This window comes from Modestobacter versicolor (genome assembly GCF_014195485.1).
Taxonomy (GTDB): Bacteria; Actinomycetota; Actinomycetes; order Mycobacteriales; family Geodermatophilaceae; genus Modestobacter; species Modestobacter versicolor.
The window spans coordinates 1287812-1309319 of record NZ_JACIBU010000001.1; the positions used below are offsets into that span (position 1 = coordinate 1287812).

Here is a 21508-nt window from a genome sequence, read left to right on the forward strand (position 1 = left end):
GCGGGGTACCCGGCTCAGCGGGTGGGGTCGGTGGGGTCGCCGTCGCCGTCGACGAACCCGGTCGCGCCCGAGGCGGACCCCGGGGCGGCGGCGTCGCCGGCCGGCGTGCGGATCTCCATGATCGCCGGGCGGGCGACGGTCATCACGACGCCGGGCGCGATCTGCAGGTCGACCGTCGTGTCACCGAGCGCAGCGACCGTGCCGTGGATGCCGCTGGTGAGCATCACCGGCGTCCCGATGGTGAGCGAGTCCTGCATCGCCTGGGCGTTCGCCTGGATCTTCTTGCGCTGCCGGGAGGGCAGGACGAAGAGGACGACGAACGCGAGCGCGACCAGGATGAGCAACGGCAAGGATTCCACGACAGGTGAGCCTCTCTACCGCGGCGTCATCGCGCGGTGGGTGCGGCCCAGGGCGGGCCGCTCGGGTACATCGGCGCCGGCGCTCCCCTGCGGGCAGGGCGACCGGGGCGCGGTCGGCCCGGGACGTCCCGGGTTGCGCGCCAGCGCGGTGGAGTCTAGGCGTCGAACAGCGTCTGTGACGAAGCCCCGTCCGACGGCGGGTCGGCTGTGCCCCCGCTGAGCGGGAGACCGCCGCGCGGGACAGGGTGCCCCAGGTGCCGGAAGGCGGCCTCGGTCGCCACCCGGCCACGCGGCGTGCGGGCCAGCAACCCGGCGCGCACCAGGAAGGGCTCGCACACCTCCTCGACCGTGTGCGGCTCCTCCCCCACCGCCACCGCGAGGGTCGCGACGCCGACCGGGCCGCCGCCGAACCGGCTGACCAGCGCCTCCAGCACCGACCGGTCGAGCCGGTCGAGCCCGAGGTCGTCGACGTCGTAGAGGGCCAGCGCTGCCCGGGCCACCTCCAGGGTCACCCGGCCGTCGGCGCGCACCTCCGCGTAGTCGCGGACCCGGCGCAGCAGCCGGTTGGCGATCCGGGGGGTGCCGCGCGACCGGCCGGCGATCTCCGCGGACCCGTCGGCGGTGAGCTCGACGCCCAGCAGGTCGGCGCTGCGGGCCAGCACCCGCTCCAGGTCGGCGGTCTCGTAGAACTCCATCTGGCCCACGAAGCCGAACCGGTCGCGCAGCGGGCCGGTCAGCAGCCCGGCCCGGGTGGTGGCGCCGACCAGGGTGAACGGGTTGATCTCCAGCGGGATGGCGGTGGCGCCCGGGCCCTTGCCGACCACGACGTCGACCCGGAAGTCCTCCATCGCCATGTAGAGCAGTTCCTCGGCCGGCCGGGCGATCCGGTGGATCTCGTCGATGAACAGCACGTCGCCGGGCGACAGGTTGGACAGCATCGCGGCGAGGTCGCCGGAGCGCTCGATCGCCGGGCCGCTGGTGATCTTCACCGAGGTGCCCAGCTCCGAGCCGATGATCAGGGCCAGGCTGGTCTTGCCCAGCCCGGGCGGGCCGGACAGCAGCACGTGGTCCGGCGGCCGGCCGCGCCGCTTGGCGCCCTCCAGCACGAGGTCCAGCTGGCGGGCGACCTTGGGCTGGCCGATGAAGTCCGCGAGGGAGTGGGGGCGCAGGGCCGACTCGACGACCCGCTCCTCGTCGCCGGCCCGCGGGTCGACGGCGTCGTCGGGCAGCCGCCCGGGGCCCGCGTCGGCGGCGGGCAGCCGGCGGTCGAAGGGCGAGCTCATGCCCGGCCCAGCAGCCGCAGCGCCTGCCGCAGCAGGACGGCGATCTCCACCCCACCGGTGGCGGCGACCTGCTCGTCGGCGACCGGGGCGAGCTGGGACACCGCGCCCTCGGCCTCCTTGCCGGTCCAGCCCAGGCTGACCAGCGCGGCGGTCAGCTGGTCACGCCACGGGGCCACCGGGGTGACCGAGCCCAGCCCGGCCGGGGCCGGCCCGTCGAGCGAGGTGTCGGAGCTGGTGGTGCCCAGCCGGTCGCGCAGCTCGAGCACCAGCCGCTCGGCGCCCTTCTTGCCGATCCCGGGCACCTGCATCAGCGCCTTGAGGTCGCCCATGGACACCGCGCGGCGCACCTCGCGGGGCGGGTGGATCGCCAGCACCGCCTGGGCCAGCCGCGGCCCCACGCCGTTGGCGGTCTGCAGCAGCTCGAACAACTGGCGCTCGTCGTCGTCGGCGAAGCCGTAGAGGGTCAAGGAGTCCTCGCGCACGACCAGGCTGGTGGCCAGCCGGGCCTGCTCGCCCACCGCCAGCCGGGCGATCGTGCCCGGGGTGCACTGCACCGACAGGCCGACCCCACCGACCTCGACGACCGCGCCGTCCGGGGAGACCGCGGCCACCCGGCCGCTCACGCTGGCGATCACCGGGAGATCCCGGTCCACCGGGGCAGCGTCGTGGCCCGCACCGGGGCGCCGATGCCGCCGGCGATTGCGGCCACCCGGAGCCGGTCCTGGGCCGGGCCGCGCCACACGTGGCAGACGGCGAGCGCCAGGGCGTCGGCGGCGTCGGCCGGCTTGGGCGCGGTGGCCAGCCCGAGCACCCGGGTCACCATCAGGGTCACCTGGTCCTTGTCGGCCCGGCCGTTGCCGGAGATGGCCGCCTTGACCTCGCTGGGGGTGTGCCAGGCGACCGGGACGTCGGCCTGCGCAGCAGCCAGGGCGGCGACGCCGGCGGCCTGCGCGGTGCCGGTCGCCGTCCCCTTGTTGTTCTGGTGGAACACCCGCTCGATCGCCATCGCGGTGGGGCGGTGCTCGCGCAGCAGCGCGGTCACGGCGGTGTGCACCTCCAGCAGGCGGAGCTCCAGGTCCAGCTCGGGGTTGGTGCGGACGACGCCGACCCCCAGCGCCGTGGGCCGCGACCCCGGCCGCCCCTCGACGACACCCCAGCCGCACCGGGTCAGGCCCGGGTCGATGCCGAGCACCCGCATGGCCACTCCCCCAACGATCGCACGAACACGTGTTCGACCAAAGCTAACCGGGGATGCGGTCAGGAGGTGCTCACGACGCGCCGGGGGCGTCAGGCGTCGGCGCTGACCTGCTCCATGACCTCGTCGGAGACGTCGTAGTTCGCGTAGACGTTCTGCACGTCGTCGAGGTCCTCGAGCGCGTCGATCAGCCGGAAGACCTTGACCGCGCCGTCGGCGTCCAGCTCGACCTGCACGCTGGGCACGAAGCCCATGTCGGCCGAGTCGTACTCGATGCCGGCGTCCTGCAGGGCGGTGCGGACCGCGACCAGGTCGGAGGGGTCGCACACGACCTCGAAGGTGTCGCCGAGGTCGCGGACCTCCTCGGCACCCGCGTCGAGCACGGCCATCAGGACGTCGTCCTCGGTGTGGCCGGCGGACGGCACCACCACGACGCCCTTGCGGGAGAACAGGTAGGACACCGAGCCGGGGTCGGCCATGTTCCCGCCGTTGCGGGACATCGCCGTGCGCACCTCCATCGCCGACCGGTTCTTGTTGTCGGTGAGGCACTCGATGAGCACCGCCACACCGCCGGGGCCGTAGCCCTCGTAGGTGATGCCCTGGTAGTCGACGCCGCCGGCCTCGAGGCCACCCCCGCGCTTGACCGCGCGGTCGATGTTGTCGTTGGGCACCGAGCTCTTCTTCGCCTTCTGGACGGCGTCGTAGAGCGTCGGGTTGCCCGAGAGGTCAGCGCCGCCGGTGCGCGCCGCGACCTCGATGTTCTTGATCAGCTTGGCGAAGAGCTTGCCGCGCTTGGCGTCGATCCCGGCCTTCTTGTGCTTGGTCGTCGCCCACTTGGAATGCCCGCTCACGGCCGTCTCCCCTCACTGGCTGCGCCGGCTCCGGCGCCACCGCCTGCTGCATGGTCTCGTGCCCGCCCGGCCGCCGCCTCCCGCACCAGCTCCACGAAGAGCGCGTGCACCCGGAGGTCCCCGGTCAGCTCGGGGTGGAAGCTGGTCGCCACCAGCCGGCCCTGGCGGACGGCGACGATCTTACCGTCGGCCGGGCCGCCCTCGACCCGGCCGAGCACCTCGACGCCGGGACCCACCCGCTCCACCCACGGCGCGCGGATGAAGACGGCGTGCACCGGCGGCCCGGGCACCCCGTCCAGCCGCACCGGGCTCTCGAAGGAGTCGACCTGGCGGCCGAAGGCGTTGCGGCGGACCGTGACGTCCAGCCCGCCGATCGTCGCCTGGCCGTCGACCGCGTCGAGCACGGTGTCGGCCAGCATGATCATCCCGGCGCAGGAGCCGTAGGCCGGCAGGCCGGCGCGCACCGCGGCCCGCAGCGGCTCGAGCATCCCGAACCGGCCGGCCAGGTTGGCCATCGTGGTCGACTCGCCACCGGGCACCACGAGCCCGTCGAGCTCGGCGAGCTCCTGGGGGCGGCGCACCGGCCGGGCCTCGGCGCCGACCGCGCGCAGCGCGGCGAGGTGCTCGCGCACGTCGCCCTGGAGGGCCAGCACCCCGACGACCGGGGTGCCGGCGACGGCGGTGGTCACCACCCGCGGGTGGCGTAGCGCTCGCTCTCCGGGAGCGTGGAGACGTTGATGCCCACCATCGGCTCGCCCAGGCCGCGGGAGACCTTGGCGATGACCTGCGGGTCGTCGTAGAACGTGGTGGCCTGCACGATCGCGGCCGCGCGCTGCGCCGGGTCGCCGGACTTGAAGATGCCCGAGCCGACGAAGACGCCCTGGGCGCCCAGCTGCATCATCATCGCCGCGTCGGCCGGGGTGGCGATGCCGCCGGCGGTGAACAGGACGACGGGCAGCGCACCGAGCCGGGCCACCTCGACGACCAGGTCGTGCGGCGCGCGCAGCTCCTTGGCGGCGACGAACAGCTCGGTCTCGTCGAGGGTGGACAGCCGCTTGATCCCGGCCCGGATCGAGCGCATGTGCCGGGTGGCCTCCACGACGTTGCCGGTGCCGGCCTCGCCCTTGGAGCGGATCATCGCCGCGCCCTCGGAGATCCGGCGCAGCGCCTCGCCCAGGTCGGTGGCCCCGCAGACGAACGGCACGGTGAACTCGCCCTTGGCGATGTGGTGCGCCTCGTCGGCGGGGGTCAGTACCTCGGACTCGTCGATGTAGTCGACCCCGAGGGCCTGCAGCACCTGCGCCTCGACGAAGTGGCCGATCCGGGCCTTGGCCATCACCGGGATGGAGACCGCGCCGATGATCCCCTCGATCATGTCCGGGTCGCTCATCCGCGCGATGCCGCCCTGGGCCCGGATGTCGGCGGGCACCCGCTCCAGCGCCATGACCGCGACCGCGCCGGCGTCCTCGGCGATCTTCGCCTGCTCGGCGTTGACGACGTCCATGATCACGCCGCCCTTGAGCTGCTCGGCCATGCCGCGCTTGACCCGCTCGGTGCCGGTGGCAGCAGGGGTGGCGGGGGCCGGGCTGTCGTTCAGGGACACGGGACTGCCTTCGGTCGGTCGGTCGTCGGGAGGGACGACCCAGCCTACGGCCGGTCAGCCACGGCCCTGCGGGCCGCTGCTGCGGGGCGCCGGCCCGGTGAGCACGGCGTCCAGGCCGTCGTCGATGTCGAAGTACCGCGGGAGGGGCCGGCGGCCGTGCAGCCGCAGCACCCGGGCCAGCCGGCCGCGGCGCAGCGCGCGGGTGTCGCGGACGGCGTCGTTGTAGAACCGCCGGGCCAGCGCGACCCGCATCCCGGCGTCGGCGAGCTCGGGGGTCAGCGCGCTGCCCGGGACCCGGCGGAGCAGCCGGCCCAGCCGGTTCTCGGCGGCCTCGCGGTCACCGGCGCTCGGCGCCCGGGCCCCCGCGGCCGCCTCCCCCAGCGGGACGGCGAGCTCGGCCCCCAGCTCCCCGGCCTGCTCGCGGGCCAGCGCCGCGGCCAGCTCGGCCCGGCGCAGCAGGGCGGCGTCGAGCACCTCGCGCGCCCGGCGGACCCGGCCGGCCAGCCGGCGTAACCGGGTCAGCGTGAACGCCGTCGAGGCCAGCAGCAGGGCGAGCAGGACCCCGGCGGCGAGCAGCAGCCAGGCTCCGGAGGTCACAGAGCGTCAGGCTAGCGCCGTACCCGCCGCCGGAACGGTCCTGCCGTCGCCGCACCTGCCTCGCCCGGGGGAGGCGGGCCCCCGAGCAGCGCGGCGTCGTCGTCCGAGGACGCGGTGACGCCGATGCCACCGGTGGGGGCGACGGTCTCGTAGACGGCGAGGATCCGCCGGGCCACCACCGACCAGTCGTAGGCGGCGACCTCCCGCCGGCCGGCCGCGGCCAGCTCCGCGCGCCGGGCCGGCTCGGCGAGCAGCCCGGACAGCGCGGTCGCCAGCGCGGCGACGTCGCCCCGGGGCACCAGCACGCCCGCGGTGCCGTCGGCGAGCACCCGGCCGAAGGCGTCCAGGTCGCTGGCCACGACGGGGGCGCCGGCGGCCATCGCCTCCAGCAGGATCACCCCGAAGGACTCCCCCATCAGGTTGGGCGCGCAGTAGACGTCGACCGAGCGGAGGAACGCGGCCTTCTCGGGCTCGGCGAGCTCGCCGAGCAGCGTCACGTGCGGGGCGAGGTCCTCGCCCACCAGCTCGGCGAACTCCTCGGGGTCACCGCGGCCGGCCACCAGCAGCCGGGCGCGCGGGTGCGCGCGGACCACCTCGCGCATCGCGTCCAGCAGCACCGGCAGGCCCTTGCGGGGCTCGTCGTAGCGGCCGAGGAAGCCGATGGTCGGGACGTCGGAGCCGCGGGCGTGCCCGGGCAGCGGCGGGCCCTCGGCGAAGGCCGGGACGTGCACGCCGTTGGGGATGACCACCGCGTCGCCGCCCAGGTGCTCGACCTGCACCCGGCGGGCGAAGTCCGAGACGGCGATCCGGCCGCTGATCTTCTCCAGCCACGGCCGCACCCACGGGCCCCAGGCGGCCAGGAACTTCGACCGGGTGGTCGCGGCGTGGAAGGTGGCGACGATCGGCCCCTTGGCGATGATGCAGACCAGCAGCGACGCCGAGGGCGGGGCCGGCTCGTGCACGTGCACGACGTCGAAGGCGCCCTCGCGCAGCCAGCGGCGGACCCGGGCCGCGGAGACCAGGCCGAACTGGAAGCTGGCCATCGACCCGTTGTACGGGACCGGCACCGCCCGCCCCGCCCAGGTGACGTGCTCGGCGGGCAGGTTCTCCTCGTGCTCGGCCGGGGTGAGCACCTCGACGTGGTGCCCCATCCCGCGGAGGGTCTCGGCGAGGTCGCGCACGTGGTACTGGACGCCGCCGGGGACGTCCCACTGGTACGGGCAGACCAGGCCGATCCGCATCAGCCCGCCTCCGCCCGGTCGGCCTCGGGGACGGCGAGCGGTGCCGGCCGCCCCTCCGGGCCCACCTCGGGCCAGATCCGGCCCAGCACGTGCCAGTCCTCGGGCTGCTCGGTGATGGTCGCGGCGAACGCGTCGGCGACCTGCTGCATCGCGGCGGTCACCCGGTCGCGGAGGCGGCCCGGCCCGTCGACCGGCACCGGCGGGTGGACGACGAACCGCCAGCCGGCGCCGTCGAACTGGCAGACCGCCGGCAGCAGCGCCGCACCGGTCTGCGCGGCCAGCAGCGCGGGGCCGCCGGGCATCGTGGTCCGCCGGCCGAAGAAGGTGACCGGGATGCCGGCCCCGGAGAGGTCGCGGTCGACCAGCAGGCAGGCCGTGCCGCCGCCGGCGAGCCACTCCCGCACCACCGTCGAGCTCGGCCGCTCGCCGCCGGTCAGCGGGACGACCCGCATGCCCAGGCCCTCGCGGAACTCCACGAACCGCCGGTACAGCGACTCCGGCTCCAGCCGCTCGGCGACGGTGACGAAGGGCCCGCCCAGCCAGTCGACCAGCCACACCCCGGCGGCGTCCCAGTTGCCGCTGTGCGGCAGCGCCAGCACCACGCCGCGGCCCTCGGCGCGGGCCCGCTCCAGGTGCTCCTGGCCGGGCATCCGCGAGCCGGCGACGACCCGCTCGCGGCTCAGCGCCGGCAGCCGGAACGCCTCCTCCCAGTACCGGGCGTAGGACGTCATCCCCCGCCGGGTCAGGTCGTCCAGCGCCGCGTCGTCGAGCCGGCCGCCGGTGACGACGTCGAGGTTCGCGCGCAGCTGCCGGACCCGCCGGCCGCGGCGCCGGGCGGCGAGGGCTCCCCCGCCGGCGAACAGGCCGCGGGCCACCGGCTCGGGCAGCAGCCGGACGGCCCGCCACCCGGCGGCGTACCCCGCGTCGGTCAGCCGGTCGCGCAGCTGCGCACCGCGGCTCACGGCGTGGGCGGGCCGGCCGGCTCGTCGGCCGGTGCGGCGGGGCCGGGCAGCCGCATGCCCCGGGAGCCGGTGCGGACGGCGGCGAACCGCTGCCCGACGGTGATCGCGCTGCCGACGGCCAGCACCCAGAGGCAGACGTGCAGGGCGTAGGGGATGCCCAGCCCGGTGAAGCCGGTGCCGACCAGCACCAGGATCAGCCGCTCGGTGCGCTCGACGATCCCGACCTCGACCCGCAGCCCCATCCCCTCGGCGCGCGCCTTGACGTAGGAGGTCAGCACGCCGAGCACCAGGCAGACCAGGCTCAGCAGCACGATCAGCCGGTTGTCGCCCTCGCCGCCGTACCACCAGACCAGGCCGGCGAAGATCGCCGCGTCCGCCGCCCGGTCGCCGGTGGAGTCCAGCACCGCGCCGAACACCGACCCGCCACCGCGGGCCCGGGCCAGGGCGCCGTCCAGCATGTCCAGCAGCACGAAGAGGGTGACCGCGAAGGCACCCCAGAACAGCTCGCCGTTGCCGATGAGGAAGACCGCGGCCGCGACCGCGCCGAGCGTGCCGGTGAGGGTGACCGCGTCGGCGGTCACCCCGGCGCGCACCAGACCGCGCACCACCGGGGCCCAGAACCGGCCGACGGCGGGCCGGAGATTGACGCCGAGCACCTACGCCACACCCGCCCCGGGCCGGTCCACCGGCGGGGCCGGCGCGACCGGCCACTGCGCCGCGAGCAGCGCCCGGGTCTCCGCGAGCACCTGCGGCAGCACCCGGGTCAGCCCGACCACCGGCATGAAGTTGGTGTCCCCGCCCCAGCGGGGCACGGCGTGCTGGTGCAGGTGGTCGGCGATGCCGGCACCGGCCACCGAGCCCTGGTTCATCCCGATGTTGAACCCGTGCGCGCCGCTCACCGAGCGGACGACCCGCATCGCCGTCTGGGTGAAGGCGCCCAGCTCGGCGACCTCGGCCAGGGTCAGGTCGGTGTAGTCGGGCACGTGCCGGTATGGGACCACCATGAGGTGGCCGGCGTTGTACGGGTACAGGTTGAGCACGGCGAACACCGTCTCGCCGCGGGCCACGATGAGCCCGTCCTCGTCGCTCATCCGCGGGATGAGGCAGAACGGGCAGTCGTGGTCGCCGGTCGGCTTGCCCTCACCGCGGATGTAGGCCATCCGGTAGGGCGTCCACAGGTGCTCGAAGACCGCCGTCGGGCCGCCGTCGTCGTTGACGACGGGGACCCGGAGGGCGTCGGGACCCTCGGTCATCCCAGCGGGACCTCGGCGGTCGGGTCGGCGTTGTGCCGCGCGGCGACCCAGGCGACCACCTGGGCGACGGCCTCGGCCACCGGCACCCCGTTGCGCTGGGAGCCGTCGCGGTAGCGGAAGGAGACCGCCCCGGCCTCGGCGTCGGTGGCCCCGGCGATGAGCACGAAGGGCACCTTCTGCTTGCTGGCGGTGCGGATCTTCTTCTGCATCCGGTCGTCGGAGTCGTCGACCTCGACCCGGATGCCCTTCTCCCGCAGCAGCAGCGCGACGTCGGTCAGGTAGGGCACCTGCTCGTCGGTGATCGGGATGCCGACCACCTGGACCGGGGCCAGCCAGGCCGGGAAGGCACCGGCGTAGTGCTCGGTGAGGACGCCGAAGAACCGCTCGATCGAGCCGAACAGCGCGCGGTGGATCATCACCGGCCGCTGCCGGGAGCCGTCGGCCGCGGTGTACTCCAGGTCGAACCGCTCGGGCAGGTTGAAGTCGACCTGGATGGTCGACATCTGCCACGACCGGCCGATGGCGTCGCGGGCCTGCACGGAGATCTTGGGGCCGTAGAAGGCCGCACCGCCCGGGTCGGGCACCAGCTCGAGGCCGGACTGCACGGCCGCCTGGCGCAGCGCCTCGGTGGCGACCTCCCAGCTCTCGTCGGTGCCCACCGACTTGTCCGGGTTGCGGGTCGACAGCTCCAGGAAGAAGTCGTCGAGCCCGTAGTCGGCGAGCAGCCCGAGCACGAAGTCCAGCAGGCCGCGGAGCTCGCCGGCCATTTGCTCGGGGGTGCAGTAGATGTGCGCGTCGTCCTGGGTGAAGCCGCGCTCCCGGGTCAGCCCGTGGATGACGCCGGACTTCTCGTACCGGTAGACGGTGCCGAACTCGAACAGCCGCAGCGGGAGCTCCTTGTAGGAGCGGCCACGGGACCCGAACACCAGGTTGTGCATCGGGCAGTTCATCGGCTTGAGGTAGTAGTCCTGCCCCTGCTTGCGGACGTTGCCCTCGTCGTCGCGCTCCTCGTCCAGGTGCATGGGCGGGAACATGCCCTCGGCGTACCAGTCCAGGTGCCCGGAGGTCTGGAACAGCTGCGCCTTGGTGATGTGCGGGGTGTTGACGAAGGAGTAGCCGCCGTCCTCGTGGCGCTGCCGGCTGTAGTTCTCCAGCTCCCGGCGGATGATGCCGCCCTTGGGGTGGAACACGGCCAGCCCCGACCCGATCTCGTCGGGGAAGCTGAACAGGTCCAGCTCGGCGCCGAGCTTGCGGTGGTCGCGGCGCTCGGCCTCGGCCACCTGCTCCAGGTACGCCTTGTGCGCGTCCTTGCTCTCCCACGCGGTGCCGTAGACCCGCTGCAGCTGCGGGTTCTGCTCGCTCCCCCGCCAGTAGGCGGCCGCGCTGCGGGTGAGCGAGAACGCCGGGATGCCGGAGGTGCGCGGCAGGTGCGGGCCACGGCACAGGTCGGTCCAGACCCGGTCGCCGGTGCGGGCGTCGAGGTTGTCGTACATGGTCAGCTGCGAGCCGCCGACCTCGACGTCGGCGCCCTCGGCGGCGTCCGCGCCGCCCTTGAGCCCGATGAGCTCCAGCTTGAACGGCTCGTGCGCGAGCTCGGCCCGGGCGTCGTCGTCGCTGATCTCCCGGCGGCTGAAGTGCTGGCCGGCCCGGACGATCTCGGTCATCTTCTTCTCGAGGGCCTGCAGGTCCTCGGGGGTGAAGGGCCGCTCGGGGTCGAAGTCGTAGTAGAAGCCGTTGTCCACCGGCGGGCCGATGCCCAGCCGGGTGCCGGGGAACAGCTCCTGCACGGCCTGGGCGAGCACGTGGGCGGTGGAGTGGCGGATGACCGCGCGGCCGTCGGCGCTGGCGGCCGGGACCGGCTCCACCTCGGCGTCGGCGTCGGGGGTCCAGGCGAGGTCCTTGAGCTCGCCGGAGGGCAGCTCCCGGACGACGACCGCACCGTCGGGGCCCTTGAGCGGCACCCCGGCGTCCTTGAGCGCCTGCGAGGCCGTCGTCCCCGCCGGCACCCTGATCGGGCCGGCAGCGGTGGGCGAAGGCGCGGTGGACACGGCAGAGCTCCTCGGGGTGTGCGGGTGCCGCTGAGCGGCGGGCCGACCGTCAGGGTAGTGCCCGGCGGCGAGCGGTCAGCCCAGTTCGTCGGTGAGGACGACGGCGTCGCCCTCGGCCACCCGGCCCGGGTGCCGCACCTCGGCGTAGACGCCCAGGCAGTGCTTGGGGGTGCGGACGACCTCGAGCAGCGCCTCCCCCACCCGCAGCCGGCGGCCGACCCAGGAGCGCTCGTCGCCGTCGCCGGTCAGCTCGAGCACCAGGTTGGCCCGCGGGTCGTCGGCCGAGCAGCCCTCGGGGACGTCGCCCTCGGCGGCCCGGGCGATCGCGCCGCGGGAGACCAGGTGCACGGCCGCGGCGTCGACCTGCGGGCCGGCCGCCGAGCGGGCCAGCCGCACCGGGCGGCCCAGCACCTCGGTGAGGGTGATCGTGTCCGCCTCGGTGTCCCCGGTGGCGACGACCTCGCGCATCCGCGGCGTCGTCTTGACGGTGACCCGCTCACCCGTGCCGGCGTCGACCACCGACCAGGCCCGGTCACCGCGCAGCCCGGCCTCGTCGACCTCCGCCGCGGGGACCGTCCGCCCGCCCAGGGACTTGACCGGGTAGACCGAGATCGAGGCCACCTGGCCCACCGTGCTGTCGCTCACCCGCCCGACGCTACGCGACGGTCGTCCCCGCCCCGGCGGCGCAACCGGCGCAGCTGGGCGTCCAGGTAGGGCCGGGCCCGGCGCTGCCCGCCGCGCTCGGCGATCGCCGCGGCCAGCGCGGTGAGCACCCGGGTCAGCCGCTGCTCGTCGGGCTGCCAGCCGCGGCGCTGGCACTCCTCCAGCCACTCCACCGGCGCGGTGTGCCCGCGGTCGGCGTTGCACCGGCGGCAGGCGGCGACCTCGTTCTCCAGCCAGGAGGGGCCGCCCTTGACCCGCGGGACGACGTGCTCGGTGGACGGGAGGACCTGGTCGGTGAACGTGCGGCCGCACCAGATGCAGGTGGGGCCGTCGCGCTGCACGGCCGCGTGCAGGCGGGCCACGCGGTCCAGTGCCATCGCCGGCCATGGTGCGCCGGTTGCCCGGCCGGCGCCGGGGACGACGAAGGCCCCAGGTCAGCGACCTGGGGCCTTGCGTCCGGTGGGCGATACTGGGATCGAACCAGTGACCTCTTCGGTGTGAACGAAGCGCTCTACCGCTGAGCCAATCGCCCGGACTCGGTCAATTCTGCCAGATGCTCAGTGCCACAGCGGCACCCACCCCGGGACCCACCCCGGCACGCCCGTGACGTGCAGCGTCACCACCAGCACGCCGTAGACGAACGCCGCGGTCAGCAGCGCCACCCCGACCCGGACCCACAGCGCCTGCCGGCCCAGCCACTCGGTCCACTGGGCCACCCGGCGCCGGGTGTACTCCAGCAGCCGCTCGGCCCAGGCGAACTCGGTCGCGAGCACGAACAGCCCGGCGATGACCGTCAGCCAGCCGGGGCCGGGCAGCGGGATGGTGACGATGCCGAAGGCGACGACGACCGCGCCCACCAGGCCGACCAGCACCCGGTAGGGGGTGTCCAGGCTGCGGCGGGCGCTGATCCGGCGCCGCCAGCGGGACTCGGCGACCCGCTCGCGGAGGCTGCGCGACTCCTCGGCCTCGACCGGCGGGAGGTGCTCGCCGGGTGCCGGGACGGTGTCCCCGCCGGCCGGTCTGCCGTTCAGCTCGCCACCTCACCTTGCCCGATGATCTCCGTGGGGAACGACGGAGCCTGACGACCCGGCTCGATGCTGATGGCGTACACGGGGTACTCGTCGAGCCCGGTCGCGGTCGAGCCTACGGTCCGCAGGTCCATCTGTGGAGTGACCACGTCGAACACCCCGAGCGCCTGCGGCAGGCCGCCGTCGGCCAGACCCCAGACGACGTAGGTCTGGGCGTTGTCGTCGTTGACCGGCAGGCCGTCGCTGACCACCCGCAGCTCGTCCTCCCGGGCGACCACGGTGGCGACCGTGCGGCCGTCCTCGACGACCGGGGCGACGGCCGCACGCCCGGGCTCGAGCAGGGCGTCCAGCATCTCCGACTGCTCGGCGGCGGTCGCCTGCGCGGCGTCCCGGTCGCTGGTGAGGGCGACGTTCCAGGCACCCAGCGAGAGCACCGCGGCGACGGCGGCGGCGACCAGCGCGGTGGGCAGCACCCGGCGCCAGGACGGGCGGTGGTCGGCGGTGCGCACCGGCCGCGGCGGGCGCAGGTCGCCGAACCCGCCGCCCGCGGGCACGGGCACCGGCACCGGCGCGGGCCGCAGGACCGGCGGTGCGGCGGGCTGCTCCACCGGGCGCGCGGCCGGCGGCAGCTGCTCGGTCTCCTCGACGGCGGCGCGCAGCCGCTCCCGCAGCCCGTCGGAGGGCTCGGCCTGCGGCAGGTCGCCGGCCATGGCGGCCATGACCTCGACGGTCTCGGCGACGGTCTCCGCGCAGCGGTCGCAGCCGGCCAGGTGGTCGGTGAACCGGGTCTCGTCCTCCGGCTCCAGCGCGTGCAGCGCGAAGCCCACGGCGAGCTCGTCCCAGCCGCGGTGCTCCTCGTCCCGGTGCTCCGGGCCCATCGCGTGGCTCATCGTGCGGTCCCGTCGGCGGGGGTGGAGCCGGGCAGACCGGTGCCCAGCGTGTCCTTCAGCCGGCGCATCCCGGCCAGCATGCGGGTCTTCACGGTGCCCAGCGGGGTGTCGGTGAGGGCGGCCACCTCCCGCTGGGTGTAGCCGCCGTAGTAGGCGAGCGTCAACGCCTCCCGCTGCGGGGCCGGCAGGGCGTGCAGCGCGCTGCGCACCCGCTCGGCGACGATGCGCTCCCAGGCGGTGTCCTCGACGTCGGTCGTCTGGGTCGGCGCGGAGAGCACGAGGTCCTCCTCGGCCCGGGCCTGCCGGCGGCGGTGCGACTCCTCGCGGCGGACGGCGTCGACGGCCTTGTGGTGCACCATCGCCAGGAGCCAGGAGGCCACGCTGCCGCGGGTGCCGTCGAAGGCGCCCGGGTCGCGCCAGATGCCCAGGAACACGTCCTGCAGCACGTCCTCGGCCAGCACGTCGTCGCCGAGCACCCGGCGGGCGAGCGCGAAGGCCGGCCGGCGGAAGCGCTGGTAGAGGTCGTCGACCGCGCCGCGGTCGCCGGCGGCGACGCGGCGGACCAGCTCGAGGTCAGCCGCGCTGTCCTCGGGGCTGCGGGGAGGTCGGCTCACGAGGCCCATGGTCACATGCGGCGTTCGCTGCGTCCCCCCTCTCCGGTTCAGCGCGCCCGGGCGTTCCTCCCGACGGGTCGGGTGCGTGGCGGGTGGGGCAGGACGGGACTGCTGGGACTCCAGAGGCGCGACACGCCGAGGACATGCGTGACCAAGGGCCGTTCTGGGTCGTTAAGGGGACATGGCGCGCTACCCGAGGTCCGGCTGCACTGCTCGCACCACCTTCCACCTGGTCGGCCCCCAGACCTGGACGGCCGTCCCGGCCGCCCTGGTCTACGACTCGGCCGACCCCTTCGCGGTCCGGGTGCGCTTCGGCGACGACGGCCCCGACGACGTCGACGGCACGACCTACGACGCCCCGGACGACGACGGCGGCGTGGAGTGGCTGCTGAGCCGCGACCTGCTGCGCACCGGCCTCACCGCCCCGGTCGGCGAGGGCGACGTGCGCCTCTGGCCGGCCCGCGGCGGCCTCGACGTGGTCTTCCTGCAGCTGCGCGCCCCCTCGGGCGAGGCGCTGTTCGAGCTGTCCGGTGCCGTGGTCGGCGACTTCCTCCGGGAGACCGAGCTGCTCGTCCCGGCCGGCACGGAGAGTGACGCGCTCGGCGTCGACGACGAGCTGTCGGCGCTGCTGCGCGGCGGCACGGACAACCCCACGGGGCGCTGACCTGCAGGGAAACCCCGGACGGACCTTCCGGGACCCCCCCTGTTCGCACCCCGGAAACGGGGTTGTTAGAGTTCTTCCCGTAACGCGGACTTGATCCGCAGCGCGGATGTGGCTCAGTGGTAGAGCATCACCTTGCCAAGGTGAGGGTCGCGGGTTCGAATCCCGTCATCCGCTCGGAACTACCCCGGGCGCTGGTCGCGAGACCGGCGCCCGAGTGCGGTGGAGTGGCCGAGAGGCGAGGCAACGGCCTGCAAAGCCGTCTACACGGGTTCAAATCCCGTCTCCACCTCGTCCTCCTCGGAGCACGAGCGCGGAGGTGGTCCGGCCGTCAGGCCGGGAGGGGCGATTGGCGCAGCGGTAGCGCGCTTCCCTGACACGGAAGAGGTCACTGGTTCGATCCCAGTATCGCCCACAGCAAGGCAAGGCCCCGGGTCACCGACCCGGGGCCTTCGTCGTCCCCGGGGTCCCCCGCGGGCACCGCCGGCTCAGCCGACCGGCACGCCGTCCGCGGCGGCCCGCAGCGCGGCCACGTCGAGCTTCGTCATCTGCAGCATCGCCTGCACCGCGCGCTGGGCGCGGGCAGGGTCCGGGTCGGCGAACAGCTCCTCCATCCCCCGCGGCACGACCTGCCAGGACAGCCCGTACCGGTCCTTGAGCCAGCCGCACTGGCTCGCCTCGCCGCCGTCGGCGAGGAAGCGGTCCCAGAACCGGTCGACCTCGGCCTGGTCGGCGCAGTCGATCTGGAAGGACACGGCCTCGGTGAACGGGAACAGCGGCCCGCCGTTGATGCCGACGAAGCGCATGCCGCCGGCCTCGAAGTCCACCGACATCACCGTGCCGGCGGGGCCGGGCGCGCCCTCCGGGTAGTGCGTGAGGCCGATGACGCGGCCGGAGCCGAGGACGTCGATGTAGTAGTGCGCCGCCTCCTCGGCCTGGCTGTCGAACCACAGGTTCGGGATGATCTTCTGCTCGGGCATGACAGGTCCTCTCCCTGACGGTGCCCCGGTCCGGGGCCCTACGGGGAAGACCGGCGCCGCCCGGCGGACTCATCGCTCACCGGCGGCGCTCAGCGCAGGGCCGGCTCGACCCGCTCGGTCCAGAACCGCGCCACCTGCTCCGCCAGGGCGGCCCGGTCGCCGTCGTTGCGCAGCACCACGTCGGCCACCGCGCGGCGCTCCTCGTCGCTGGCCTGGCTGGCGATCCGGGCCCGGGCGTCCTCGGCGGGCAGCCCGCGCTCGACCAGCCGGGCCACCCGGGTCTCCAGGTCGGTCTCCACGACGAGCACGAGGTCGTAGGAGCCCGCCTGCCCGGTCTCCACCAGCAGCGGGACGTCCTGGACCACCACGCCGTCCGGCGGGGCGGCAGCGACCAGCTCGGCGGCCCGCGCGCGCACCAGCGGGTGGACGACGGCGTCCAGACGAGCCCGGGCGGCGGGGTCGGCGAACACCACGGCGGCCAGCGCCGGGCGGTCCAGGGCGCCGTCGGCGGTCAGCACGCCCTCGCCGAACTCCGCGACGACCGCGGCCAGCCCCGGCGTGCCCGGCGCCACGACCTCCCGCGCGATCCGGTCGGCGTCGACCATCCGGGCGCCGCGCTCGGCCAGCAACGCGGCCACGGTGCTCTTGCCCGATCCGATCCCGCCGGTCAGCCCGATCCTCAGCACGCCGCGGACCCTAGAAGGACCCTCCTGCCCCCCGCCACTCGCACGCTCGCAGCGGGCCCCTGCAGGAGGGCCGAAGGTCTCGGGCAGGTCACGGCGCGCCGACACCCGGCGCGTCGCACGAGTCCCACCAGTCACACGAATTAGCTTTCGTCCCGGTGGACTTCCCCCGCCACAGCAGCAGAGAGGCAGCGATCATGTCCCGTTCCACACTCGAAGGCGCTCCGTCGGCCACCGGCACCCCCCGCCGCGGCCGGCACCGGATCGACAACCCCGCCGGGGTCCGTTGCTCCGAGCTGCCCGGCGTGCGCGAGCGGCTGCCGCAGACCCGCCGGGGAGCCGCCTTCCTGCGCGCGCTGATGCCCAGCGTCCCGTCCGGCCGGCACACCTGGGACTTCCTCGCCAACGCCGGTGGCCGTCCCCGCACCGCGTTCGCCATCATCCTGAGCCTCTGATCGCGGCCTGAGCGGTCCCGGCCGGCCTCAGCCGGCCCGAGCGCGACCCCGTCCTGCGTCGGTACGCGAGGGGAAGACCACCGACGACGTGGACGACGCCCGCGCTCCTGCTCCGGCCCCCCGGACGGCTCACGGACGAGCCGGTACGACCGTCCACGACTCACGGATGAGTGGGACGCCCCGACGACCCCGTCGACCACCGCGGTCGGCGGGGTCGTCGTCGTGCTGGCCCGGTCGGCGGTCGGACTCCCGGCCCGAACGACAGTGCGCCGCCCACCGCGAACGGTGGACGGCGCACTGCCAGGTGCTGCGGCTCAGCTGAGCCGCGGGGTCACTCGCCGCCGGCGAGCTTCGCCCGCAGCGCGGCCAGCGCCTCGTCGGAGGCCAGGGTGCCACCGCCCGTGGACGGGACGTCACCCTCGGGCTCGGCGGCGCTGGAGTAGCTGCCACCGGCAGCGGCCTCCGCGTCGGCCGCCTTGGCCTCGGCGATCTGCTTGCGGTGCGCCTCGAAGCGGGCCTGGGCCTCGGCGTACTGCCGCTCCCACTCCTCGCGGGCCGAGTCGTAGCCCTCGAGCCACTCGCCGGTGTCGGAGTCGAAGCCCTCGGGGTAGACGTAGTTGCCCTGGTCGTCGTACTGGGCAGCCATGCCGTAGGCGGCGGGGTCGAACTGCTCCTCGTCGCCGATGACGCCCTCGTTGGCCTGCTTGAGGGACAGCGAGATGCGGCGGCGGTCCAGGTCGATGTCGATGACCTTGACCAGGATCTCGTCGCCGACCTGCACGACCTGCTCCGGGATCTCCACGTGACGCTCGGCCAGCTCGGAGATGTGCACCAGGCCCTCGATGCCCTCGTCGACGCGCACGAACGCACCGAAGGGGACCAGCTTGGTGACCTTGCCGGGGACGACCTGCCCGATCTGGTGCGTGCGGGCGAACTGGCGCCACGGGTCCTCCTGCGTCGCCTTCAGCGACAGGGAGACCCGCTCGCGGTCCAGGTCGACGTCGAGGACCTCGACGGTGACCTCCTGGCCCACCTCGACGACCTCGGACGGGTGGTCGATGTGCTTCCAGGACAGCTCGGAGACGTGCACCAGGCCGTCGACGCCACCCAGGTCCACGAAGGCACCGAAGTTGACGATCGAGGAGACGACGCCCGTGCGGACCTGGCCCTTGGCGAGCTTGTTGAGGAACTCGCTGCGGACCTCGGACTGGGTCTGCTCCAGCCACTGGCGACGGGACAGGACGACGTTGTTGCGGTTCTTGTCGAGCTCGATGATCTTCGCCTCGAGCTCGCGGCCCACGTAGGGCTGCAGGTCGCGGACGCGGCGCATCTCGACCAGCGAGGCGGGGAGGAACCCGCGCAGGCCGATGTCGAGGATCAGGCCGCCCTTGACGACCTCGATGACGGTGCCGGTGACGACCTCGTCGGCTTCCTTCTTGGCCTCGATCGTGCCCCAGGCGCGCTCGTACTGAGCCCGCTTCTTGGACAGGATGAGCCGGCCTTCCTTGTCCTCCTTCTGGAGGACGAGGGCTTCCACCTCGTCGCCGACCTTGACGACCTCGGTCGGGTCGACGTCGTGCTTGATGGACAGCTCACGCGAGGGGATGACGCCCTCGGTCTTGTAGCCGATGTCCAGCAGCACCTCGTCCCGGTCGACCTTGACGATCACGCCTTCGACGATGTCGCCGTCGTTGAAGTACTTGATGGTCTGGTCGATCGCGGCGAGGAAGTCCTCGGCGGTGCCGATGTCGTTCACCGCGATCTGGGGGGTGCTGTCAGGACGGACCTGGGTGGAGGTCATGTGGTCGAGTGCTCCGGACGGGGGATGCGTAGGGACAGGATCACCCGAGGCCCAGGCGGACCGCGGGGAGGTTCACGGGAGACGGCGATGTCGACCCCCGTACAGGGAGGTCAACGCCACAGACCTCTGGCGTGATTCCCCATCGTACGGACCTGGCGGGGGCCGGTCCACCAGGGGTCCGGGCCGCCCGGGGCCGGGAGCCGCGGTGACGGCGTGTCACCATCGGCGCGTCATGGACGGCACCTCCGCGGGACCCCTCCCCGCCCCTCTCCCCCTGGCCGCCGACGGCTACCCGGCGGCCGGTGGCGTGACCCGGCGCCCGGCCGGCCAGGCCGAGTCCGCGCGGGCCAACCGCGGCTGGTGGGACGCCGCCGCGCCGGCCTACCTGGCCGAGCACGGCCGCGACCTCGGCGACGCGGACTTCCTCTGGTGCCCCGAGGGCCTGCGGGAGGCCGACGCCCACCTGCTCGGCGACGTGACCGGCCGCCGGGTGCTCGAGCTCGGCTGCGGGTCGGCGCCGTGCTCGCGCTGGCTCCGCCGCGCCGGTGCCGAACCGGTCGCCCTCGACGTCTCCGGCGGCATGCTGGCCCGGGCCGCGGAGCTCAACCGGGAGACCGGCCTGCCCGTGGCGCTGCTGCAGGCCGACGCGGGGGCGCTGCCGCTCGCCGACGACAGCGTCGACCTGGCCTGCTCGGCGTTCGGCGGCCTGCCGTTCGTCGCCGACGCCCGCGCGGTGCTCGCCGAGGTGGCCCGCGTGCTGCGCCCCGGTGGCCGGTTCGTCGCCTCGGTGAACCACCCGATGCGCTGGCCGATGCCCGACTCCCCCGACCCCGACGACCTGCGCGTCGTCTCCTCCTACTTCGACCGCACCCCGTACGTGGAGACCGACGACCGCGGCCGCACGGTCTACGTGGAGCACCACCGCACGGTCGGCGACTGGGTGCGCGCGGTCGTCGGCGCGGGGTTCACCCTCACCGACCTGGTCGAGCCCGAGTGGACGCCGGGCCGCACCGAGACCTGGGGCCAGTGGTCGCCGGAGCGCGGCGCCCTGGTGCCCGGCACGCTCGTGCTGGTCTGCGACCTGCCTGGCTGACCCGCGGCCACCGGGCACGGCCGACCTCGTCTTCCCCGTGGCGGAACCGGGGCCGCCCCGACGGCCGGGACGGCTAGCGTCGGCGGCCACCGGAGCCGGGCCGGCGCGGTCGACCCGTCCGACGTCGCAGAGGAGCGATCGAGATGAGGGCCGTCGTCTGCGTGCCGGGGGGCACCGAGCTCACCGAGCTGCCCGACCCGCGACCCGCTCCGGACGGCGTGGTCGTCGAGGTCGCCGCCTGCGGGCTGTGCGGCAGCGACGTGCACGCCGTCGAGCGCGGCCACACCACCGAGGGGCAGGTGCTCGGCCACGAGTTCGGCGGCACCGTCGTCGAGGTGGGCCGGGACGTCGAGGGCTGGCGGGTCGGGCAGGCGGTGGCGGTCGACCCGCTCGGGTCGTGCGGCCGGTGCCGCGAGTGCCGGCGCCGGCTGCCGTTCCGCTGTGCCGCGCTGCCCAACCTGGGGCTCACCGCGCCCGGCGGCTACGCGGAGTACGCCGCGGTGCCGGCCGCGCAGCTGGTCGCCCTCCCCGACCAGGTGCCGCCGGAGTGGGGAGCCCACGCCGAGCCGCTCGCGGTCGCCACCCGGGCGGTCGCGCTGGCCGGGGTCGGGCCCGGTGACACGGTGCTCGTGCTCGGGGTGGGCACCATCGGGCTCAACGCGGTGATCGCGCTCCGGGCCGCCGGCGTCGAGACGGTCGTCGGTGCCGGGCGCTCGGCCGGACGGCGCCGCGCAGCGGCCCGCGCCGGGGCCGACATCGTCATCGACACCCGCGCGGTGTCGCTGGCCCAGCACGTCGAGGAGACGGGCCGGCCGTTCGACGCCGTCCTGGAGTGCTCCGGCTCGCCCGGCACGGTCGCCGAGTCGATGGCGGTGCTCGCGCCGGGCGGCACCTGCGTGGAGGTCGCGCTCTCCGGCGAGGCGGCGGCGGTGCCGCTGGGCCCGCTGGTCGGCGCCGGGCTCACCCTCACCGGCAGCTGCGCGTTCACCCGCGCCGACTTCACCGCGGCCGTCGCGCACGTGACCACCGGCGACCCCCGGGTCACCGGACTGGTCAGCGAACGGGTCGCGCTCGCCGACGTGCCCGACGCGCTGGTCCGGCTGCGGCAGCCGGAGGACCTGGTGCGCGTGCTGGCCGTGCCCGGCGCCTGACCCACCCGGCACCGGCGCCCGCCCGACAGGTCCCTCCGGCCACCCTGCAGGGGCCCGCCGCGAGCGTGCGAGTGGTGGGGGGCAGGGTGGTCCTTCT

General features: G+C 74.8%; 25 protein-coding genes and 4 tRNA genes. 7 read left to right on the forward strand and 22 right to left on the reverse strand.

Translation table 11 applies throughout. From position 1 onward, the window contains the following. Nucleotides 1–14: 14 nt before the first annotated feature. The 19 genes from yajC to FHX36_RS06330 all read right to left on the reverse strand — a co-directional run bounded on the left by yajC (nucleotide 15) and on the right by FHX36_RS06330 (nucleotide 14596). Nucleotides 15–359 carry a preprotein translocase subunit YajC gene (gene yajC, locus FHX36_RS06240; RefSeq protein ID WP_110551492.1) on the reverse strand — a complete coding sequence of 115 codons (345 nt, stop codon included), beginning with the start codon at nucleotides 357–359 and terminating at the stop codon, nucleotides 15–17. Nucleotides 360–514: 155 nt separating this feature from the next. Continuing rightward, on the reverse strand, nucleotides 515–1642 hold the full coding sequence (gene ruvB / locus FHX36_RS06245; protein ID WP_183513606.1) for a Holliday junction branch migration DNA helicase RuvB: 1128 nt from the start codon (nucleotides 1640–1642) through the stop codon (nucleotides 515–517). Continuing rightward, nucleotides 1639–2295 (reverse strand): Holliday junction branch migration protein RuvA, encoded by a 657-nt coding sequence (gene ruvA / locus FHX36_RS06250; RefSeq protein ID WP_258373037.1) that lies wholly within the window; start codon nucleotides 2293–2295, stop codon nucleotides 1639–1641. Before ruvA ends, ruvB begins: the two co-directional genes overlap by 4 nt. Continuing rightward, nucleotides 2274–2840, reverse strand: coding sequence for a crossover junction endodeoxyribonuclease RuvC (gene ruvC / locus FHX36_RS06255; RefSeq protein WP_110554112.1), 567 nt, complete (start codon nucleotides 2838–2840; stop codon nucleotides 2274–2276). The genes ruvA and ruvC overlap by 22 nt, the downstream gene beginning before the upstream one ends. A gap of 89 nt (nucleotides 2841–2929) precedes the next feature. After that, nucleotides 2930–3688 carry a YebC/PmpR family DNA-binding transcriptional regulator gene (locus FHX36_RS06260; RefSeq protein ID WP_110554111.1) on the reverse strand — a complete coding sequence of 253 codons (759 nt, stop codon included), beginning with the start codon at nucleotides 3686–3688 and terminating at the stop codon, nucleotides 2930–2932. Beyond that, nucleotides 3685–4377, reverse strand: a complete 693-nt coding sequence (pdxT, locus tag FHX36_RS06265) for a pyridoxal 5'-phosphate synthase glutaminase subunit PdxT (RefSeq protein WP_110554114.1) — start codon at nucleotides 4375–4377, stop codon at nucleotides 3685–3687. Before pdxT ends, FHX36_RS06260 begins: the two co-directional genes overlap by 4 nt. Next, the gene (gene pdxS, locus FHX36_RS06270) at nucleotides 4374–5291 is read right to left on the reverse strand and encodes a pyridoxal 5'-phosphate synthase lyase subunit PdxS (protein WP_110554110.1); all 918 of its coding nucleotides are present in this window, start codon (nucleotides 5289–5291) and stop codon (nucleotides 4374–4376) included. Before pdxS ends, pdxT begins: the two co-directional genes overlap by 4 nt. 54 nt (nucleotides 5292–5345) lie before the next feature. Further along, a complete protein-coding gene (locus FHX36_RS06275; RefSeq protein ID WP_183513607.1) occupies nucleotides 5346–5888 on the reverse strand; it encodes a LemA family protein in 543 nt (180 codons plus the stop codon). An 11-nt stretch (nucleotides 5889–5899) separates the two neighbouring features. After that, nucleotides 5900–7129: a glycosyltransferase family 4 protein gene (locus FHX36_RS06280; protein ID WP_110554370.1), complete on the reverse strand. Its 1230-nt coding sequence runs from the start codon at nucleotides 7127–7129 to the stop codon at nucleotides 5900–5902. Then, nucleotides 7129–8091, reverse strand: coding sequence for a phosphatidylinositol mannoside acyltransferase (locus tag FHX36_RS06285; protein WP_183513608.1), 963 nt, complete (start codon nucleotides 8089–8091; stop codon nucleotides 7129–7131). Before FHX36_RS06285 ends, FHX36_RS06280 begins: the two co-directional genes overlap by 1 nt. Beyond that, entirely contained in the window at nucleotides 8088–8747 is a 660-nt protein-coding gene (gene pgsA, locus FHX36_RS06290) for a phosphatidylinositol phosphate synthase (protein WP_183513610.1), read from the reverse strand. The genes FHX36_RS06285 and pgsA overlap by 4 nt, the downstream gene beginning before the upstream one ends. Next, nucleotides 8748–9344 (reverse strand): HIT family protein, encoded by a 597-nt coding sequence (locus FHX36_RS06295; RefSeq protein WP_110553809.1) that lies wholly within the window; start codon nucleotides 9342–9344, stop codon nucleotides 8748–8750. Continuing rightward, complete coding sequence (gene thrS, locus FHX36_RS06300) at nucleotides 9341–11392, reverse strand: threonine--tRNA ligase (RefSeq protein WP_110553808.1); 2052 nt, start codon at nucleotides 11390–11392, stop codon at nucleotides 9341–9343. The genes FHX36_RS06295 and thrS overlap by 4 nt, the downstream gene beginning before the upstream one ends. Before the next feature lie 75 nt (nucleotides 11393–11467). Continuing rightward, entirely contained in the window at nucleotides 11468–12037 is a 570-nt protein-coding gene (locus FHX36_RS06305) for an MOSC domain-containing protein (RefSeq protein WP_258373002.1), read from the reverse strand. Beyond that, entirely contained in the window at nucleotides 12034–12432 is a 399-nt protein-coding gene (locus tag FHX36_RS06310) for an HNH endonuclease (protein WP_181428904.1), read from the reverse strand. The genes FHX36_RS06305 and FHX36_RS06310 overlap by 4 nt, the downstream gene beginning before the upstream one ends. An 83-nt stretch (nucleotides 12433–12515) precedes the next feature. Further along, a tRNA-Val gene (locus tag FHX36_RS06315) sits at nucleotides 12516–12587 on the reverse strand. Nucleotides 12588–12612: 25 nt separating this feature from the next. After that, nucleotides 12613–12963 (reverse strand): TIGR02611 family protein, encoded by a 351-nt coding sequence (locus FHX36_RS06320; protein WP_343056677.1) that lies wholly within the window; start codon nucleotides 12961–12963, stop codon nucleotides 12613–12615. Between the two features lie 119 nt (nucleotides 12964–13082). Further along, entirely contained in the window at nucleotides 13083–13973 is an 891-nt protein-coding gene (locus FHX36_RS06325; protein ID WP_246405419.1) for an anti-sigma factor, read from the reverse strand. Beyond that, nucleotides 13970–14596 (reverse strand): sigma-70 family RNA polymerase sigma factor, encoded by a 627-nt coding sequence (locus FHX36_RS06330; RefSeq protein WP_221202801.1) that lies wholly within the window; start codon nucleotides 14594–14596, stop codon nucleotides 13970–13972. Before FHX36_RS06330 ends, FHX36_RS06325 begins: the two co-directional genes overlap by 4 nt. 172 nt (nucleotides 14597–14768) lie before the next feature. On the opposite strand from FHX36_RS06330, the gene FHX36_RS06335 reads away from it, so the two are divergent. The 4 genes from FHX36_RS06335 (at nucleotide 14769) to FHX36_RS06350 (ending at nucleotide 15663) form a co-directional block, all read left to right on the forward strand. Further along, entirely contained in the window at nucleotides 14769–15251 is a 483-nt protein-coding gene (locus FHX36_RS06335; RefSeq protein WP_110553782.1) for an SsgA family sporulation/cell division regulator, read from the forward strand. Nucleotides 15252–15353: 102 nt separating this feature from the next. Beyond that, a tRNA-Gly gene (locus FHX36_RS06340) sits at nucleotides 15354–15425 on the forward strand. Nucleotides 15426–15469: 44 nt separating this feature from the next. Continuing rightward, nucleotides 15470–15540 (forward strand) — tRNA-Cys (locus FHX36_RS06345). Nucleotides 15541–15591: 51 nt separating this feature from the next. Next, nucleotides 15592–15663 (forward strand) — tRNA-Val (locus tag FHX36_RS06350). Nucleotides 15664–15736: 73 nt separating this feature from the next. Here FHX36_RS06350 and FHX36_RS06355 read toward each other — a convergent pair. After that, nucleotides 15737–16228: a VOC family protein gene (locus FHX36_RS06355; RefSeq protein ID WP_110553781.1), complete on the reverse strand. Its 492-nt coding sequence runs from the start codon at nucleotides 16226–16228 to the stop codon at nucleotides 15737–15739. Nucleotides 16229–16317: 89 nt separating this feature from the next. Then, complete coding sequence (coaE, locus tag FHX36_RS06360; RefSeq protein ID WP_110553780.1) at nucleotides 16318–16914, reverse strand: dephospho-CoA kinase; 597 nt, start codon at nucleotides 16912–16914, stop codon at nucleotides 16318–16320. 194 nt (nucleotides 16915–17108) lie between these two features. On the opposite strand from coaE, the gene FHX36_RS06365 reads away from it, so the two are divergent. After that, a complete protein-coding gene (locus FHX36_RS06365; protein ID WP_110553778.1) occupies nucleotides 17109–17366 on the forward strand; it encodes a hypothetical protein in 258 nt (85 codons plus the stop codon). 331 nt (nucleotides 17367–17697) lie between these two features. On the opposite strand, the gene rpsA is transcribed toward FHX36_RS06365, so the two are convergent. Then, nucleotides 17698–19167: a 30S ribosomal protein S1 gene (gene rpsA / locus FHX36_RS06370; RefSeq protein WP_110553776.1), complete on the reverse strand. Its 1470-nt coding sequence runs from the start codon at nucleotides 19165–19167 to the stop codon at nucleotides 17698–17700. Nucleotides 19168–19399: 232 nt separating this feature from the next. On the opposite strand from rpsA, the gene FHX36_RS06375 reads away from it, so the two are divergent. After that, nucleotides 19400–20260: a class I SAM-dependent methyltransferase gene (locus FHX36_RS06375; RefSeq protein ID WP_183513612.1), complete on the forward strand. Its 861-nt coding sequence runs from the start codon at nucleotides 19400–19402 to the stop codon at nucleotides 20258–20260. Nucleotides 20261–20403: 143 nt separating this feature from the next. Continuing rightward, nucleotides 20404–21411 (forward strand): zinc-dependent alcohol dehydrogenase, encoded by a 1008-nt coding sequence (locus FHX36_RS06380; RefSeq protein ID WP_110551254.1) that lies wholly within the window; start codon nucleotides 20404–20406, stop codon nucleotides 21409–21411. Nucleotides 21412–21508: the final 97 nt, after the last annotated feature.